This window comes from Paenibacillus sp. 23TSA30-6 (assembly GCF_014858585.1).
GTDB lineage: Bacteria > Bacillota > Bacilli > Paenibacillales > Paenibacillaceae > Paenibacillus.
This window is the reverse complement of sequence record NZ_SLTL01000017.1, coordinates 1-15,263: the sequence shown is the minus strand read 5'-3', so window position 1 is coordinate 15,263 and position 15,263 is coordinate 1. Positions and strand designations below refer to the sequence as shown.

General features: G+C 48.2%; 14 protein-coding genes and 16 tRNA genes. 5 read left to right on the top strand and 25 right to left on the bottom strand.

The window, feature by feature from the left end:
• Positions 1-50: 50 nt before the first annotated feature.
• Genes E0698_RS16240 through E0698_RS16230 form a run of 3 tightly spaced genes read right to left on the bottom strand, consistent with a single transcriptional unit; the run spans position 51 to position 2,366 of the window.
• Positions 51-287: a non-oxidative hydroxyarylic acid decarboxylases subunit D gene (locus tag E0698_RS16240; RefSeq protein ID WP_025685903.1), complete on the bottom strand. Its 237-nt coding sequence runs from the start codon at positions 285-287 to the stop codon at positions 51-53.
• Between the two features lie 41 nt (positions 288-328).
• Positions 329-1,747, bottom strand: coding sequence for a non-oxidative hydroxyarylic acid decarboxylases subunit C (locus tag E0698_RS16235; RefSeq protein ID WP_192512210.1), 1,419 nt, complete (start codon positions 1,745-1,747; stop codon positions 329-331).
• Positions 1,748-1,775: 28 nt separating this feature from the next.
• Entirely contained in the window at positions 1,776-2,366 is a 591-nt protein-coding gene (locus E0698_RS16230) for a UbiX family flavin prenyltransferase (RefSeq protein WP_134911491.1), read from the bottom strand.
• A 162-nt stretch (positions 2,367-2,528) separates the two neighbouring features.
• Here E0698_RS16230 and E0698_RS16225 point away from each other — a divergent pair, with 162 nt between their 5' ends.
• Positions 2,529-3,434 (top strand): LysR family transcriptional regulator, encoded by a 906-nt coding sequence (locus E0698_RS16225; protein ID WP_192512209.1) that lies wholly within the window; start codon positions 2,529-2,531, stop codon positions 3,432-3,434.
• A 72-nt stretch (positions 3,435-3,506) separates the two neighbouring features.
• On the opposite strand, the gene E0698_RS16220 is transcribed toward E0698_RS16225, so the two are convergent.
• The 5 genes from E0698_RS16220 to E0698_RS16200 form a co-directional block, all read right to left on the bottom strand.
• On the bottom strand, positions 3,507-4,691 hold the full coding sequence (locus tag E0698_RS16220; protein ID WP_134911493.1) for a response regulator: 1,185 nt from the start codon (positions 4,689-4,691) through the stop codon (positions 3,507-3,509).
• Positions 4,672-6,468 carry a sensor histidine kinase gene (locus E0698_RS16215; RefSeq protein WP_192512208.1) on the bottom strand — a complete coding sequence of 599 codons (1,797 nt, stop codon included), beginning with the start codon at positions 6,466-6,468 and terminating at the stop codon, positions 4,672-4,674. The genes E0698_RS16220 and E0698_RS16215 overlap by 20 nt, the downstream gene beginning before the upstream one ends.
• Positions 6,469-6,498: 30 nt before the next feature.
• On the bottom strand, positions 6,499-7,323 hold the full coding sequence (locus E0698_RS16210) for a carbohydrate ABC transporter permease (protein ID WP_149096397.1): 825 nt from the start codon (positions 7,321-7,323) through the stop codon (positions 6,499-6,501).
• A 13-nt stretch (positions 7,324-7,336) separates the two neighbouring features.
• Positions 7,337-8,227 (bottom strand): carbohydrate ABC transporter permease, encoded by an 891-nt coding sequence (locus E0698_RS16205; RefSeq protein WP_149096396.1) that lies wholly within the window; start codon positions 8,225-8,227, stop codon positions 7,337-7,339.
• 108 nt (positions 8,228-8,335) lie between these two features.
• A complete protein-coding gene (locus E0698_RS16200) occupies positions 8,336-9,667 on the bottom strand; it encodes an extracellular solute-binding protein (RefSeq protein ID WP_025685911.1) in 1,332 nt (443 codons plus the stop codon).
• A 292-nt stretch (positions 9,668-9,959) separates the two neighbouring features.
• On the opposite strand from E0698_RS16200, the gene E0698_RS16195 reads away from it, so the two are divergent.
• On the top strand, positions 9,960-10,121 hold the full coding sequence (locus E0698_RS16195; RefSeq protein ID WP_014279404.1) for a lysine-specific demethylase: 162 nt from the start codon (positions 9,960-9,962) through the stop codon (positions 10,119-10,121).
• Positions 10,122-10,296: 175 nt separating this feature from the next.
• Here the strand turns inward: E0698_RS16195 and E0698_RS16190 are convergent, their stop codons facing one another.
• On the bottom strand, positions 10,297-11,037 hold the full coding sequence (locus E0698_RS16190) for a Crp/Fnr family transcriptional regulator (protein ID WP_134911497.1): 741 nt from the start codon (positions 11,035-11,037) through the stop codon (positions 10,297-10,299).
• Positions 11,038-11,336: 299 nt separating this feature from the next.
• On the opposite strand from E0698_RS16190, the gene E0698_RS16185 reads away from it, so the two are divergent.
• The 3 genes from E0698_RS16185 to E0698_RS16175 all read left to right on the top strand — a co-directional run bounded on the left by E0698_RS16185 (position 11,337) and on the right by E0698_RS16175 (position 13,637).
• Positions 11,337-11,786, top strand: a complete 450-nt coding sequence (locus tag E0698_RS16185) for a GAF domain-containing protein (protein ID WP_134911498.1) — start codon at positions 11,337-11,339, stop codon at positions 11,784-11,786.
• 101 nt (positions 11,787-11,887) lie between these two features.
• Positions 11,888-12,541, top strand: a complete 654-nt coding sequence (locus E0698_RS16180; RefSeq protein ID WP_044647721.1) for a response regulator — start codon at positions 11,888-11,890, stop codon at positions 12,539-12,541.
• Entirely contained in the window at positions 12,534-13,637 is a 1,104-nt protein-coding gene (locus tag E0698_RS16175; protein WP_192512207.1) for a PAS domain-containing sensor histidine kinase, read from the top strand. The genes E0698_RS16180 and E0698_RS16175 overlap by 8 nt, the downstream gene beginning before the upstream one ends.
• Positions 13,638-13,747: 110 nt before the next feature.
• On the opposite strand, the gene E0698_RS16170 is transcribed toward E0698_RS16175, so the two are convergent.
• The 16 genes from E0698_RS16170 to E0698_RS16095 form a co-directional block, all read right to left on the bottom strand.
• Positions 13,748-13,818 (bottom strand) — tRNA-Gly (locus E0698_RS16170).
• A 9-nt stretch (positions 13,819-13,827) separates the two neighbouring features.
• Positions 13,828-13,901: transfer RNA gene (locus tag E0698_RS16165), tRNA-Pro, on the bottom strand.
• 22 nt (positions 13,902-13,923) lie between these two features.
• Positions 13,924-14,000, bottom strand: a tRNA-Arg gene (locus E0698_RS16160).
• A gap of 26 nt (positions 14,001-14,026) precedes the next feature.
• Positions 14,027-14,098 (bottom strand) — tRNA-Cys (locus E0698_RS16155).
• 10 nt (positions 14,099-14,108) lie between these two features.
• Positions 14,109-14,183: transfer RNA gene (locus E0698_RS16150), tRNA-Gly, on the bottom strand.
• Between the two features lie 6 nt (positions 14,184-14,189).
• A tRNA-Leu gene (locus tag E0698_RS16145) sits at positions 14,190-14,276 on the bottom strand.
• A gap of 14 nt (positions 14,277-14,290) precedes the next feature.
• A tRNA-Lys gene (locus E0698_RS16140) sits at positions 14,291-14,366 on the bottom strand.
• A gap of 4 nt (positions 14,367-14,370) precedes the next feature.
• A tRNA-Gln gene (locus E0698_RS16135) sits at positions 14,371-14,445 on the bottom strand.
• Between the two features lie 16 nt (positions 14,446-14,461).
• A tRNA-His gene (locus E0698_RS16130) sits at positions 14,462-14,534 on the bottom strand.
• A gap of 20 nt (positions 14,535-14,554) precedes the next feature.
• A tRNA-Tyr gene (locus E0698_RS16125) sits at positions 14,555-14,640 on the bottom strand.
• Between the two features lie 5 nt (positions 14,641-14,645).
• Positions 14,646-14,721, bottom strand: a tRNA-Thr gene (locus tag E0698_RS16120).
• 25 nt (positions 14,722-14,746) lie between these two features.
• A tRNA-Phe gene (locus E0698_RS16115) sits at positions 14,747-14,819 on the bottom strand.
• Positions 14,820-14,900: 81 nt separating this feature from the next.
• Positions 14,901-14,977: transfer RNA gene (locus E0698_RS16110), tRNA-Asp, on the bottom strand.
• Positions 14,978-15,001: 24 nt separating this feature from the next.
• A tRNA-Met gene (locus E0698_RS16105) sits at positions 15,002-15,075 on the bottom strand.
• 31 nt (positions 15,076-15,106) lie between these two features.
• Positions 15,107-15,182 (bottom strand) — tRNA-Val (locus E0698_RS16100).
• 6 nt (positions 15,183-15,188) lie between these two features.
• Positions 15,189-15,260: transfer RNA gene (locus E0698_RS16095), tRNA-Glu, on the bottom strand.
• Positions 15,261-15,263 lie beyond the last annotated feature (3 nt).

Sequence of the window (15,263 nt, the reverse complement as noted above, 5' to 3'; positions counted from 1 at the left end):
TCCCCTTTACATTTGGCCTATATCTTCAAAATACCATAATTTACGGCTGCTTACGAACGACCCTGTACCCGCTCCGGAATAGGAGGGACATGGGCGGCATTCGGAATATCTTGGGGGTTCACCTTGAACGCCGATTTATACTTTGCCGGATCAGTAATGCTATCCGGTTCCGAGGTGCGCCATGTGAACATACATACAGGACACAGCAAGACCTCCCAGGCGCCTTTCACTGGCGAACGGGTAACAACCTCCGAACGATTAGATTCACAACGGGGACAAATATGCATCTGTCAGCACTCCTTTAATCTTTCTTTATTTTTAAAAATATTTAACGAAGCATTTGGCTCAGCTTTTTTTCCCATTCCGCTACACCCAGCGGAGAATCGAGCGGCTGCGAATAATGGCCTCTAATATCCGGTGCTATGGGTGTCGTCGCATCCAATATCATTTTGTGCGTCATGCCTGCCGGATCAGAGCCGGGGTCAAGCGGTAAAATTGACAGGCCCGGCACAATGACAGCATCATGCTTCGGATGCAGCTTGGTGGATAAGGCCCACATGACCTGCGGCAGATTGAACGGATCGACATCCTCATTCACCACAATCACCAGCTTGCAATACCCCAATCCATGCGGAGTCGTTAGCGCACGCATCCCCACAGCCTTCGCAAAGCCGCCATAACGGGTTTTTGTGGAAATAATAGCGACCAGCCCATGCGTATACATAGCATTAACGGCTACAATTTCATTAGGAAATGCATCCTTGAGCTGTTGAAACAACGGTACACTTGTATTCACACCGATCATATAATCCGTTTCCGTCCAAGGCATCCCGATGTACAAATGCTCAAAGATAGGCTGTTTGCGGTGATATATACGATTAATCTGAATGACTGGCATTGCGCGGCCGCCGGAATAGTGACCTGTAAATTCACCGAAAGGACCTTCATACTCACGCTCACCCGCTAACACTTCACCTTCCAGAATAACCTCGGCTCCCCAAGGCAGATCGAGATCCGCATCCTTGGCTTTGACCACACGGTAAGGCTCACCCTGAATGGCGCCCGCCATCTCATATTCCGATTGATCGTACAGCAGCGGCGTAGAAGCAGCCGTGGTAATCACAGGCTCACATCCGAGAGCAATAGCGACCTTCAGATTTTCACCGCGTTCCTCAGCCTGACGGATATGGATCGCAATATCATGCTGCGGTACAGGTTGGATACCCAAACGGTTTTTGCCCTTGACCTGCATCCGGTACAAGCCGACGTTTTGCTTGCCATAGGTGTCCGGGTCATCCAGATCGCGTGAAACTAAAATCGCTTTATCCAGATAAAATCCTCCGTCTCCCTGGTTCAAACGAAACAACGGCAAAATATCAAACAAATTAATATCCTCTGTAATCTCGACTTCATGAAAAGGAGCGGTTTCTTCCCGCTTCACGGGCACCGGAAATTGTTCATAGCGTCTGGCAAATTCAAAAAACTGCTCCTTGAGCGGCGTGTTTTTTGGCATTCCCATCATGAGGGCATGATTGGGCCAGGAGCCCATCACATTCATTGCAATACGAGCATCCGTATATCCATAGATATTGTTGAAAAGGAGAGCAGGCGTCTTGTCTCCAAGATTGTTTAATGCTCTGTTAGCTGCTGCGAGGTCCGGCTCCGGCTTTACCTCATCGCTGATCGTAAGCAATTGCCCCTCCTTCTCCAAAGTATGCAGAAAATCGCGAAAGTCTTTATAAGCCATCATTCATTCTCCTTTGTCTTCCGTTTTCTCAATTCTGGTGCAGTCTGGAGTCAGTCTGCTTCATTCCATCCCAGCGTTTGGCTGCGGTTGTGACAATACCGAACTGATCCAATGCGCGAAAAACAATATGGTCCACCAATTCCTCAATACTTGTAGGATGATTATAAAAGGCAGGCATCGGCGGCAGGATCATCACGCCCATACGTGACAGCTCCAGCATATTTTCCAGATGAATACTGCTTAATGGTGTTTCCCTGGTCATGAGCAGCAGCTTCTTTCGCTCCTTCAGCATCACATCCGCTGATCGGGTGAGCAGGTTGTCCGCCATACCGATACGAATAGAGGCGAGCGTCTTCATACTGCAAGGAGCAACGATCATGCCATCTACCCGGAAGGAGCCGCTGGAAATACGCGCAGCCTGATCCTTATACGAATAAACTGCATCCGCCATGGCCTCCACTTCCTTCACCGTGTAGCCTGTCTCATAGGGAATGTTCGCAATAGCCCACGGGGATAGCACCAGATGGCTCTCCACTCCAGCCTCCCGTAATTGTTGCAATATACGGATACCGAAGATCGACCCTGTCGCTCCCGATATTCCTACAATGATTTTCTTCATATGTCCCCTCCTTCCACCCCATCGTTGTATGTTCACCAATGCATCACTGTCAAAAATTATACGCCTGTTCCTTGCACACGAAAAATATATATAATATATGTAATGCATACTTTAAAAGTATTCAAATCGAAGCGTTGTTCAGAAATGAGGAGGAAACCCCCAATGGATATGAAGCATCTGCATTACTTTTGCGTCATCGTGGAGGAAGGGCAAATCACCAAAGCCGCACGCACGCTCAACATGGCCCAGCCTCCGCTGAGTCAGCAGCTCAAAAATATGGAGGACGAGCTTGGGGTAAAGCTGATTTACCGGGAAGGAAAGAAGTGGGAGGTCACCGAGGCCGGATATGCACTGTACACCCGCGCCAAACGATTACTGGCTGAAATGGAGGATACCTGTAGAGAAATTGGGGAGTTTGAAAACAACGTAACCGGCACCCTGTCCATAGGCACTTCATCCGCCTGCATGTCTCTAATTACCGAACAACTCAGCCGCTTTCATCGGGATTACCCGGAGGTATACGTTAAGATAGGACACGGGGACACACATCATCTGGAAGAACTGCTGCATCAAAATAAAGTCGATCTGGCTCTGCTGCTGCTTCCGGTAGACGACAACTCGTACCATACGATTGAACTGGAGGGCGTTTCTTTTGTTGCGGTACTTCCATGTGAATGGGCAGATCGTCATTCGAGTGGAGAAATTACGCTACAGGAAGCAGCCAGCTATGACCTCCTGTTGGCACGTCGAACAGAAGGTCACGGATTATACGAAACCGTCATCCGCAAATTTCAGGAGCACCATCTTACTCCGCGCGTCGTACTGGACTGTCCTGAAATATCGACTATTCTCTCGCTCGTATCCACAGGCATGGGGATTACCATCATTCCAGACGCTGGCTTGGGACAAGAATATGGGGACAGATTTCGCACGCTCTCCATTAAGGAGCCGTTTCCCTTTACCCGGCCTGCCGTCGTATGGCGCAAGGATCGTTATTTATCCAATGCGGCTCGCAAATTGGTTGAACAGCTACAGGCTGGAGACACGAAAAAGACTGCTCCCGAGTAGATGCTCTACGGCTCTACTCATGAAGCAGCCTTATGCTGGAGGAACTTCCATCATTCCTTCGTTGATACCGCCTTATTTGACTCCCTGATGCCGATACTCGGTTGGAGTCATACCGCATTTGCGCCGGAATACCTGTGTAAAATGCCGCATGTCCTGATAACCAATCCGCTCGGATATATCAGCCAGCCGAAGATGAGGATCACCGAGCAGCCGCTTCGCTTCCTCCATTCGTAAGCAAATAACGTAATCCTTATAGCCTTGTCCGGTTTTTTGCTTGAACAACTGGCTGAAATACACCGGATTCAAAAAGACAACCGAAGCTACCTTCTCCAGCGACAATTCCTCGGTAAAATGGGCCCGGATATATTGCAGCGCCACATCCACCGTATGCATGCCTTTTCGCAGACATTCTCCCGCGTCCACTGCCGCCGCCGCAATCTCCTCGGGCGTTCGTCTTAGCCGTGCCACTTCTTCGGGAATGGATGCAAAATTGTGGTGAACCCCCGAACGCGTAATTTGTAACGGTACCCTCACATAACGCTTCAAGTGGGATTCGAGTAACGTCTCCAGCCGTGCGGCCTCTGCTTCATCCCGCAGTCGTGCAATGCCCAGCAGGCTGTGGCGGTCGAGACTGACGACAAAACCGCTGCCCCCCGCCTCAACAAGCTCGGACAGTACGTTTTCAATCATAAAATGCTCCAGATGCGTCTGCTTATGATCAGGTTCCATGCGAACCATGAAGAGGTAAAACTCCGGGTAATTTTCGATAAAAGGCTGTATATCCAGTTTTCCCGTGTCCAGTCCAAGTGCATAGCGTTGAAAAACAGCCTCACGCAAATAGACCATATTGGATTTGAGAAGCCTGCCCTCGTTGGCCTGCTGCGAAGCGACAAGCGCTTCGGCTGCCAGCACTTCAATGCATTCCAGCAGCTTTCTTTTGCCGATTGGCTTTAACAAATAGTCTTTGGCACCCAGCTTCACTGCTCTTTGCGCGTATTGGAAGTCGGAATGGGCCGAGATGACGACCCACTGTAGATGAGGATGCTTTCGCTTGGAAATGCGCATGAATTCCAGACCATCCATACCGGGCATTAGGATATCAGTTAATACAATATCCACGGGATGCTCCGCCAGAATGCCTGCTGCTTCCTCGGTGGAAGCAGCGAGATGAATGCCGCAGGTTGGCAGTGCCTGGCCAATGGTGCGCCGAATCCCCTGCCGAATCATACTTTCATCGTCAGCTATCAGAATATTCATGTTTCTCCTCCTTCAGTGGCAGAGGCACACTTACAGTGGCTGTCGTTCCGGCCCCAGGTGCGCTGGAAATCCGTAGGCCGTACTCTTCTCCGAACATGTGCCGTAGCCGTAAATTTAGGTTTTGCAGGCCGATGCCTCCCGCCTGCCCGCTGCCCGCCTGCTTGCCGGGTTCTGCCAAAGCAACCTGAACCACCTCCCATCGTTCGTACTCCATCCCTGCACCGTTGTCGATGATGTGCAGGCTCAATACACCCTCATATTCCTCCGCTCTGACGAACAGCTTGCCACCTGTATCCGCATGAAGAGGCTCCAATCCGTGCTTCACTGCATTTTCAATTAACGGCTGTAAGGTCATTTTCGGCAAGCGGATATCCATCCAGCGCTCATCAATACTGATGTCTACGGATACCCTGCCTTCCAGTCGTGCCTGAATAATCGTAAGGTAATGCCCGATCTGCTCCACTTCTTCGCGCAGGCTGACATCGGTCCCTTCCTCCCAATGACTGCTGTAGCGGAACATATGGGATAAGGAAAGCACCACTTCCCCGAGCTGATCCTGCCCCTTTTCATCCAGCATCCAATAGATCATATCCAGCGTATTATACAGAAAATGCGGATTGACCTGCGTCTGGAGCGCGTGCAGCTCGGCATTTTTTTCACTGACCGATGATATGCGAACCAGTTCGATCAGTTCGGCAATCCGTCTTACCATATGGTTGAAGGATGTCGCCAATTGGTTGATTTCCTCATACGATTCAATCTCCAACGTATGGCGGAAATTCCCCGTCTCTACCCGTTTCATTTCCCGAATGACCCGCTTCAGCGGAAGCGAAATACGTCTGGAGACGATGGACGCAATCAGCGCGGATAAAATAATGAGCACAGGCACCACGATGAGCAAATACCTTTGATTTTGCACCAGTTCCACGTTCAAATCCCCGCTGGGTGTCACACTAATGACCGACCAATCGGCAAACGGCAACTTGGAAGCGATTACAACCTTCTCATTACTCCGATTTACAATGACATCATCCTCCGGTACCTGCTGCTCCAGACTTTGCAGATCTGGTGGCGGTTCAGAGGAAGTAGCCGACACAATCCGATTTTCATTGCCTACCAGATATACCTGACTATTGGTACCCAGCCGCAAATTGTGGAGGGCGGACAGAACCGAGCGCGGTTCAGCTTCAAACAGGACGATACCAATCGGCTTATGCTCATCCAGATCATAGAGCTGGCGCCCGAACGCAAACACCGGTCTGGTTTCCACCTGGTCAATGACAGAGTGAGGATAAACGCCCAGCCATGCAATTTTGCCCGCTGACTTTCGAATTTCCTTATACCATTCAGTGTGTTCGTAATCGGTATCAATAACATTCATATAATTACCGTAGTTGTATACCTTGCCTGTGTCTGTGATGACATGAATGCCAATCAGGTCCTCCCGCGAATAATAGATAGCTCCCAGAATATTGGTAATTGTACGTTCATTGATGTAATTGACGGCGGGTAAATCACTGGTATCCGTCGTTAGCAGACGAACCAAATCCATATTGTTGCTGATCGATTTGGACAGACTGTTATAGCTGCTGAGCAGCAATTCGAACAGTCCTGCCGTTTGGGAAACATTTTTACGAGCCAGCTCACTGACCTTATCATGGAACTGCACTGTAGTACGGTTATAAAATAACAAACTGATCGCCAGCACAATACCAGACATGCTCAACAGGAATAGAATAAACAAGCGGTGGTGAATAGACTGAAAACGGCGCATCATACCTCCGTGCGCTCCTTTCGAATCGCTCGCCTACCCTTTAACCGCCCCCGCTACCATGCCCTTGGTAATCTTTTCGGACAGGACAAAATAAATAATAATGACCGGTAAGGCCCCCATGACCAGAAAAGCGCCAATATTGCCGTAGTTCACAGAATACTGACTGACGAATGTATAGACGCCGAAAGGGAGTGTTTTGAGCTTCTCTGACGAGATAAAGGTGGCAGCCATAATGTATTCATTCCAGATATTAATAAAGGTCAAAATACACACCGTCATCATCGGCGGAATCGAGATGGGTAAGATCACACTGCGGAAAATACGATAAATGCTCGCTCCATCAATGTAAGCGGATTCTTCAATCTCGTGGGGAATGGACCGCATAAAGCCGGACAGGATGAAAACCGCAATCGGTGTCTGAAAAGCAATGTAGGGTAAAATTAGCGAGAAATACGTATTGAGAATGTTGATGTTTTTGAACATCACCATCAGCGGCAACAGTGTAGCTTGCATCGGGATCATCATCCCAATCAGAAACAAGGTCAGCACAACAGCCCCGAAGCGCCAACGAAAACGTGTAATCGCATAAGCAGTCATCGAGCTTAATAAAATGACGAAAATCATCGTAACCCCGGTCACCAGCACACTGTTTCCTAAATAACGCAAGTAGCTCCCTGATTCATAAGCTTCCTGATAGTTGTGCCACTGGGGCACTTGAGGGAGTGCAAAGAAGCTTGCGCTCAAAATCTCTTCATTCGTCTTCAACGAATAGGTCAGCAGCCAGAAGAGTGGATACAGCTGCGTGACGATCAAAACCGCCAGCAAGGAAAAGACCATTGTTTTCTTCATGGTGTTCACAGCTTCATCCCCTTTAGCTTACCTTATTTTCGATTCGTTTGAAAACAAAATTTATCACAATTGTAAATGACAAACAGATAATGACGAGAAACGAAGCCAATGCGCTGCCATATCCATATTTCATAGACAAAAAGGACATGTTGTACATATATGTGGATACCGTATCCGTTGCATGAGCAGGCCCTCCACCCGTCATCACCCAGATCAGATCAAACGATTGCAGAGAACCAATAAAGGCCAATACCATTGATATTTTGAAAATAGGCACAATGAGCGGCAGCGTAATATAACGGTCTGCTTTAAAACCCTCAGCTCCATCCATTTTGGCTGCCTCGTACAACTCATTCGGAATATTTTGCACCCCGGTAAACTGAATCAGCAAATGATAGCCAAAATACTGCCACAACGACACAAAATAGAGCGCGTACATGGCAATCTGCGGTTCTGTCAGCCATGAGCGTGTCCAGCTTTCCAGCCCGACCGACATCAAAATACCGTTCAGCATCCCACCCATTGAGGCCGGATTATAGATCGTTTTCCACAGTTGCCCGATAATAACTACTGACAAAATGACCGGCAGAAAATACATCGTAACCAGCGTATTCGCCTTACGCACATAGCGATTGAGCAAAATAGCCAGCAGCAGACAGAACGGAATTTCCAGCATGGAAAACACAGCGAACATCATCGTCCGCTTCACAGACGGCCAGAACACCGGATCGGCTGTAAAAATTCGCTCGAAATTCGCCAGCCCCACAAACTTCGCCTCAGATATCCCGTTCCAATCCAGCAGTCCACAGTACACCGACACCAGAATCGGAACAAACACCATACAGGTGTACAGCAGCAGGCAGGGCAGCACGAAAACGGCAATGGTGCGTGCCGGCACCTTCAGTACATTCATGCTCCAATCTCCTTTGTGTTTTTTCTGAACTTCTTCTAAGGATGCGCAGCTCATGTTTATCTCAAATCAGGGAAGGAACTAATGCGCCCCTCTCCTGTTGAGCTGCAACTATTTGTTCGCTTCAAAAGCGCTCTGGTGCTCCTTGGCAACTTGTGCAGAGTCTTCTTTCTGCACGAATAGATTTTGAATACTGCTCAGATGCGCCTGCGCAATAGCCGGATTCATCGTATTATCAAAAGCGAGGTCGCCGCCCTTCACATTTTTGAATAGCTCATTAAGGTTAATGGCCAGCTCGGAGTAGCCCGCCTCCTTCAGATCGCCTTTCATTTTCTGACCGCTGCCAATCGCATTTTTCAGATCAAACTGGATCTTGGGCATCTCTGTAATAAAATAGTGCAGAAAATCCTTCGTCTCCTGCAAATGCTCACTGTTCGCCGATACTGCAAACGCACTGCCCGGCGCAATCACATACTCATTCACATCTCCCTTGCCATTCACCGTAGGGAATTGGAACGCACCCACCTTGCCTGCTACCGAAGAAGCATCAATAGACCCTGTTTCCCATGTGCCCATGATATACATCGCAGCTTTTCCTGTTTTAAAAATATTACCGCCCGCATTATAGTCAATGGATGTAGCTCCATCAGGGAAAGCCCCTGCCTGCACCAGTTCCTGAAATGCATCAACTGCTTCCACAAAGGCTGGATCATTAAACGTCTTTTTGCCGTCCAGCACATCTTTGAGGAAATTCGGCCCTTCATTCGTACGCAGCAAAATATTCATGAAAAGGAGTGATCCGGTCCACGAATCCTTTTCCCCAATCGCAATCGGGGTAATCCCCTTTGCCTTCAGCGCCTTGACCGCCGTAATCAGCTCATCAAAGGTGGTCGGCAGCTTTTGAATTCCCGCCTGCTCGAACAGCTCCTTATTGTAAAACACCACTTCTATATTGTTACCGTCCGGAAAAGCGTACAACTTATCATCGAAGCTATAATAATCGAGCAGTCCATCCTGAAATGTATCTTTTAAGCCATCTTTATCTGCCACATCGTTCAGGGGAGCCAGTAACCCGGCATCCACGAAGGGCTTCATTTGTGCGGCCGGGTTTACAATCGTAATATCCGGAACTTCCTTCGCCGCCGCCTGTGTTTTGAGCTTTAGCTTTTGTTGATCTGTATTCAGCGAATCCAGCTCAATTTTGACATTCGGATGATTCTGCTCATATTGACTTACAATTTGCTTTATCATTTTGTATGAAGGAGTGCTAGGATCAGGATTAATGTTCTGGAAGGTGATCGTCACTTCTTTACTTGCAGCGTCTCCACCCTTGCTTCCTGAGTTTCCCGGACTTTCGCTCTGTCCGTTATTACAAGCTGTCAGCGTCAATGCCAAGGCGCTCGCCACCAAAATAGAGAACGCTTTCATTTTTGTTCTGCCCATTATCCTTTTCCTCCTCTTGTTGAAGCATTGCGCGAATTGTCCCTGTCGGTGAACACTCAATGCCCGCTTGTTCTTTTCATTATGTTCTATAGAAAAGAAGTGAACAATGTGTGAACTTAAGGAGAAGGGTTTGCTTTTTCAAGCCCTCATTCGTGCACTTCAAAATTCATTCATATCATAACTTGCAATTTATCTCGAACACAGGCATAATATGAATAAGCTCATTCTTTGATAATGATTCTCATTATTAAAAAAACAAATATACATGTACCCCAAAGGAGGCAGAACCGCAGTGAAAGAAGCTTTTAGTAGAACATCCCTGCATATTGATGATTATTTGGATCTTCTCAATCTTGCGGTACAAGTCGGAGATATAAAGTGGCAAAAGGAAATTACACGTAAACTTCAAGCCTTAAGTGTCCTCCAGACAGAACAGGTTGAAATAGATCAATAATCGTCTCTTCAAATCAGCAATATAAAGATCGAAATGGTTTAGTTCGTCTATATATTGTACTTTTAAGCGTTCGGAATCGAATTATGCAAAATGCTGATGTATAAGTACAGGTGCGTCAGAAGACGTAAATCAAGGCGGGTCCTCAGGGACTCCGCCTTATTTATGTTCATATTTTTTAGAGTCGGCAGATTTCATGCGCACATTGGCCGTACGAAGGGCAGCAGCACATCATACGCAGCACCTTAAGATCGTGAATGACTATTTTTCCATCCCGCGTATCAAGCGTCCCCTGCTCCTTCAACGAGCTTAGCATCCGATTCACACTCTCCCGTGTCGCTCCAATCATTTCACCCAACTCGGAGTGACTCAGCTTCATATTCAGTAAAATGCCATCCTTCACCGCTACACCGCATGTATTGCTCGCCCGGATCAGCGTAGAGGCCAATGCTCCTGCTTTACCATACAGCAGCAAATCCCGAAACCGCGATTGCATAATCCGTTGCTTCATAGCCATCCACTGAATGAATTGGAGCCCCATTGCTCCATTTTTGGACAGAAGCGATTCCAGATCCTGAACACGCACCACGCCCAGCTCACAGGCATCGGCTGTTTCTGCGGTGCAGCTATACTCTTCTCCATCTATCCCGCTGAACTCCCCGATTAAGTCGCCTTGATGCTGAATGGTCAAAATCAATTCTTTTCCGTCTTCTGTCGACTTGCGAAGCTTAACATGGCCCGAATGTATATAATAAAGCTGCTCCGATTCTTCTCCCTCTCTAAAAAGCTTAATACCCGCCTTTACCTTTTTCCAGGACATGATATCCTTCAGCAGCCCAAAATGTTCCTCCGTCAAAAAAAGCTGAATTCCCGTGCGTTCCACCTTATCCCCAAACCGTTCCGTACAAGTGGCTTGCATGTTAGCGTCCTCCTCGTGTTTACCTGATATCTATATCATAATGTTTTGACGCATCAGTTGTTATCAGGAGAACACCTGATTTTATACCTCCCTACTCCCTGATTCGCTGTGATAAATATCACTCCCGCCATCAAGCAGAGCCTAATTTATCGGCTTCCCTCCAACTCCTTGCCCCGCCTGTTCAAAAGTCAGTGTTTCCTGTACCTATAGATCAGGGGGTTCCCTGACTTACTTTTGTAACTGCTGGAACTACAATAAGTTAGAGCTACAGTTTTGTTACGAAAAAGGATGTGTCTTCTATGCTAGAAATAACGGATGAAATGCGCAAAACACTGGATCAGTTGAGAGATCGTATCTATGGTGATCTCACAGCACTTGCGCTCATGTCCAAGCCGGGCGGTGTGTTGCAATGGTATTATGCCTCTGGCAGCCGCAGCGAACGCTATCGGCGTATTTCTTTTAAGGTAGGGCATGGTATTGCCGGGATGGCTGTTCGTCTGGGGCGTACCGTGACCGTAAGCGCTATGCTCTCCGGCAGCATCCGTTTACGTCAGGAATGTGCGCTGATGCTGGCGGAACAGCTTCACTCTGCTGTGGCTATTCCCTTTTCCAGCACAGGGGATCTGCCGAACGGTGTATTGCTTCTCGGTAATCGTGATGTGAAAGTGTTCACCGATTCCGACGTCGCAGGGGCCACAAAAGTGGCCGAGCAGCTTGGTCAGCTATGTGCCCACACTCTTATTCTATGAGATCATATAACTGTACCTAACTGTCTATGTTGATTGGAATCCCTTAAATTTGATATGATGATAACAAAACGTACGGTTCTACCGTTCGAGGGGATGACAAATTGATTCGTATACTTGTAGTGGATGACCATGTTGTCGTACGTTCCGGCCTCATGGCCCTATTGGACGGCAAACACGGTATTAAGGTGGTAGGAGATGCAGCGGATGGGGATGAAGCGATTCGCAAGGCGATCGAGCTACAGCCCCATGTCGTACTCATGGATTTTAGTATGCCACCTGGCAAAGATGGTCTTACGGCAACCACTGAATTGAAAAAACAGTTGCCTGATACAGAAGTGCTTATTTTAACGATGCATGACGATGAAGAATATCTGTTTCGGGCCATTCAGGCCGGAGCCTCCGGATATATTTTAAAAAGCGCACCTCACGAGGAATTACTTGCTGCCATTCAGTCTGTCGCCGAAGGTAGCGCCTATCTGTACCCGAATGCAACCAAACGGCTGATGAGTGAATATCTGGATAAGATCAAGAAGGAAGGCATAGCCGGCCCGTATGAGTCCCTTTCTGAACGGGAAAAGGAAATTCTCTCGTGGGTAGCCAAGGGATACGCGAACAAGGAAATTGCCGAGCGCCTGGTGATCAGCGTTAAAACCGTGGAGTCCCACAAAAGTAATCTGATGGAGAAGCTTAACCTGAAAACACGGCCCGAGCTGGTCAAATTTGCACTAAAAAAGGGGCTGCTGCATTATGAATGAACCTTCTAATCCTTTGCTCCAGCATGCTTTTGGCGAGTCAGCCGATAAGCTGCTGGATGATTTGGAAGCGCATATACCGGAATCCCCTTTTCTCCATGCACTGCGTAACTCACTCCACCAGTTATCCAATCTGAAATTCGCGTTGGATACGTCTTCTATCGTTGCTTTGACCGATCACCGCGGCATTATTCAGTACGTTAACGACAAGTTCTGCGAGATTTCGCAATACAGTCGGGAAGAACTGATCGGTCGGGATCATCGCCTCATTAATTCGGGCTATCATACTTCTGCCTTTATGAAAAACCTGTGGACCATAATTCGCTCAGGCGAGGTATGGCAGGGAGAAATACGTAATCGAGCCAAAGACAACACCTACTATTGGGTGAATACCACCATCGTTCCGTTCATGGACGAAGAAGGTAAGCCCTATCAGTATTTGGCGATCCGTAATGAGGTAACCAAACTTAAAAAAGTAGAAGCTGAGCTGCAGACGATGATGACGCAAGTGATGCAAATACAGGAGGAAGAGCGCAAGCGTTTCTCAAGAGAGCTGCATGATGGAATTGGGCAAAGCTTGTTTGCGCTGATTATTCAACTGGATAGTCAGCTTGCCGAACAGCCTAGCCCTGCTCTGGAAAAGCTGCGTTCACAGGTGACTGACATTATTAAGGATGTCCGCGGACTGGCATGGGAACTTCGCCCCTCAGTTCTGGATGATTTGGGCATCGTACCAGCCATACGGACCTATATTGAAAACTTCTGTTCTCATTACGGGATTGAGGTGCATTTTCAATGCACTCTACGTAAACGCCTTGATATTCGCAAGGAAATAGCAATTTATCGGATTGTACAGGAGGCATTAACGAATGTAGCCAAATATGCAGACGTAGCAGAGGCACATGTCGACGTAGAGGATCAGGGTGAGGTCATACAAGTGACCATTTGGGATGAGGGTATCGGATTCTCTGAGCAATCTCAAGGGAAAGGCGTGGGACTGTTCAGCATGGAGGAACGAGCCAGGGGCGTAGGAGGATGGATCAGCGTAACCTCTGCACCGGAACATGGGACCTCCATCCAACTGTCCCTTCCTGTGTAAAGATATAGCCGCATAAATAAACAAAAAAAAGAGAGAGCGCTGTCCCCAGACAGGCTCTCTTTATTTATAAGGTGTCACCACTGAGGCAACAAGAATCCGCTATAGCAAAAAGCGGGTGATGGGAATCGAACCCACGCTATCAGCTTGGAAGGCTGAAGTTCTACCATTGAACTACACCCGCAAATCAGTATCGGGATGACACGATTTGAACATGCGACCCCCTGGTCCCAAACCAGGTGCTCTACCAAGCTGAGCTACATCCCGATATTATACATTTTCAAGAAAATGGCGCGCCCTGAGAGATTCGAACTCCCGGCCTTTTGATTCGTAGTCAAACGCTCTATCCAGCTGAGCTAAGGGCGCAAAATGTAATCCATAATAAGCAGTAAAGGCGCCACCCAGATTTGAACTGGGGAGTGAAGCTTTTGCAGAGCTTTACCTTACCACTTGGCTATGGCGCCGAATGGATAATGGAGCGGACGACGGGAATCGAACCCGCGACCCTCGCCTTGGCAAGGCGATGCTCTACCGCTGAGCCACGTCCGCAAAATATGGTGCGGTCGAGAGGACTCGAACCTCCACGGGGGTTAGCCCACACGGACCTGAACCGTGCGCGTCTGCCAATTCCGCCACGACCGCAAAATAAATATAAATGGTGAGCCATGAAGGATTCGAACCTTCGACACCCTGATTAAAAGTCAGGTGCTCTACCAGCTGAGCTAATGGCTCTTAATGGCTGGGGATATAGGATTTGAACCTATGCATGACGGAGTCAAAGTCCGTTGCCTTACCGCTTGGCTAATCCCCATTAAATGAAAATAAAGGGCGGCCGATGGGGCTTGAACCCACGAATGCCGGAGTCACAGTCCGGTGCGTTAACCACTTCGCCACGACCGCCATAATGATTATGAAAAGACTGGTGGAGGATGATGGATTCGAACCACCGAACCCGTAAGGGAGCAGATTTACAGTCTGATGCGTTTGGCCACTTCGCTAATCCTCCAAAAATGGTGCCGGCGAGAGGACTTGAACCCCCAACCTACTGATTACAAGTCAGTTGCTCTACCAGTTGAGCTACACCGGCACATTACTCATTCCCACTTGAAAGGTGGCTCGGGACGGAATCGAACCGCCGACACGAGGATTTTCAGTCCTCTGCTCTACCGACTGAGCTACCGAGCCATATATTGTTTTATATCTGTAATATACAAACCCACATTATATGTAGAATACACAAAAATGCCAGTTATATATTTTATAAAATGGCGGAACTGACGGGATTCGAACCCGCGATCTCCTGCGTGACAGGCAGGCATGTTAGGCCTCTACACCACAGTTCCATAGATAATCCTAAGGAAAATCAATTGCGGGGACAGGATTTGAACCTGTGACCTTCGGGTTATGAGCCCGACGAGCTACCGAACTGCTCCACCCCGCGACATTAAAAGGGAATACTTGTATAACATAAATGGTGGAGGCTGAGGGGTTCGAACCCCCGACCCTCTGCTTGTAAGGCAGATGCTCTCCCAGCTGAGCTAAGCCTCCATACTATGACCCGTAGGGGAATCGAACCCCTGTTACCTCCGTGAAAGGGAGGTGTCTTAACCGCTTGACCAACGGGCCTTA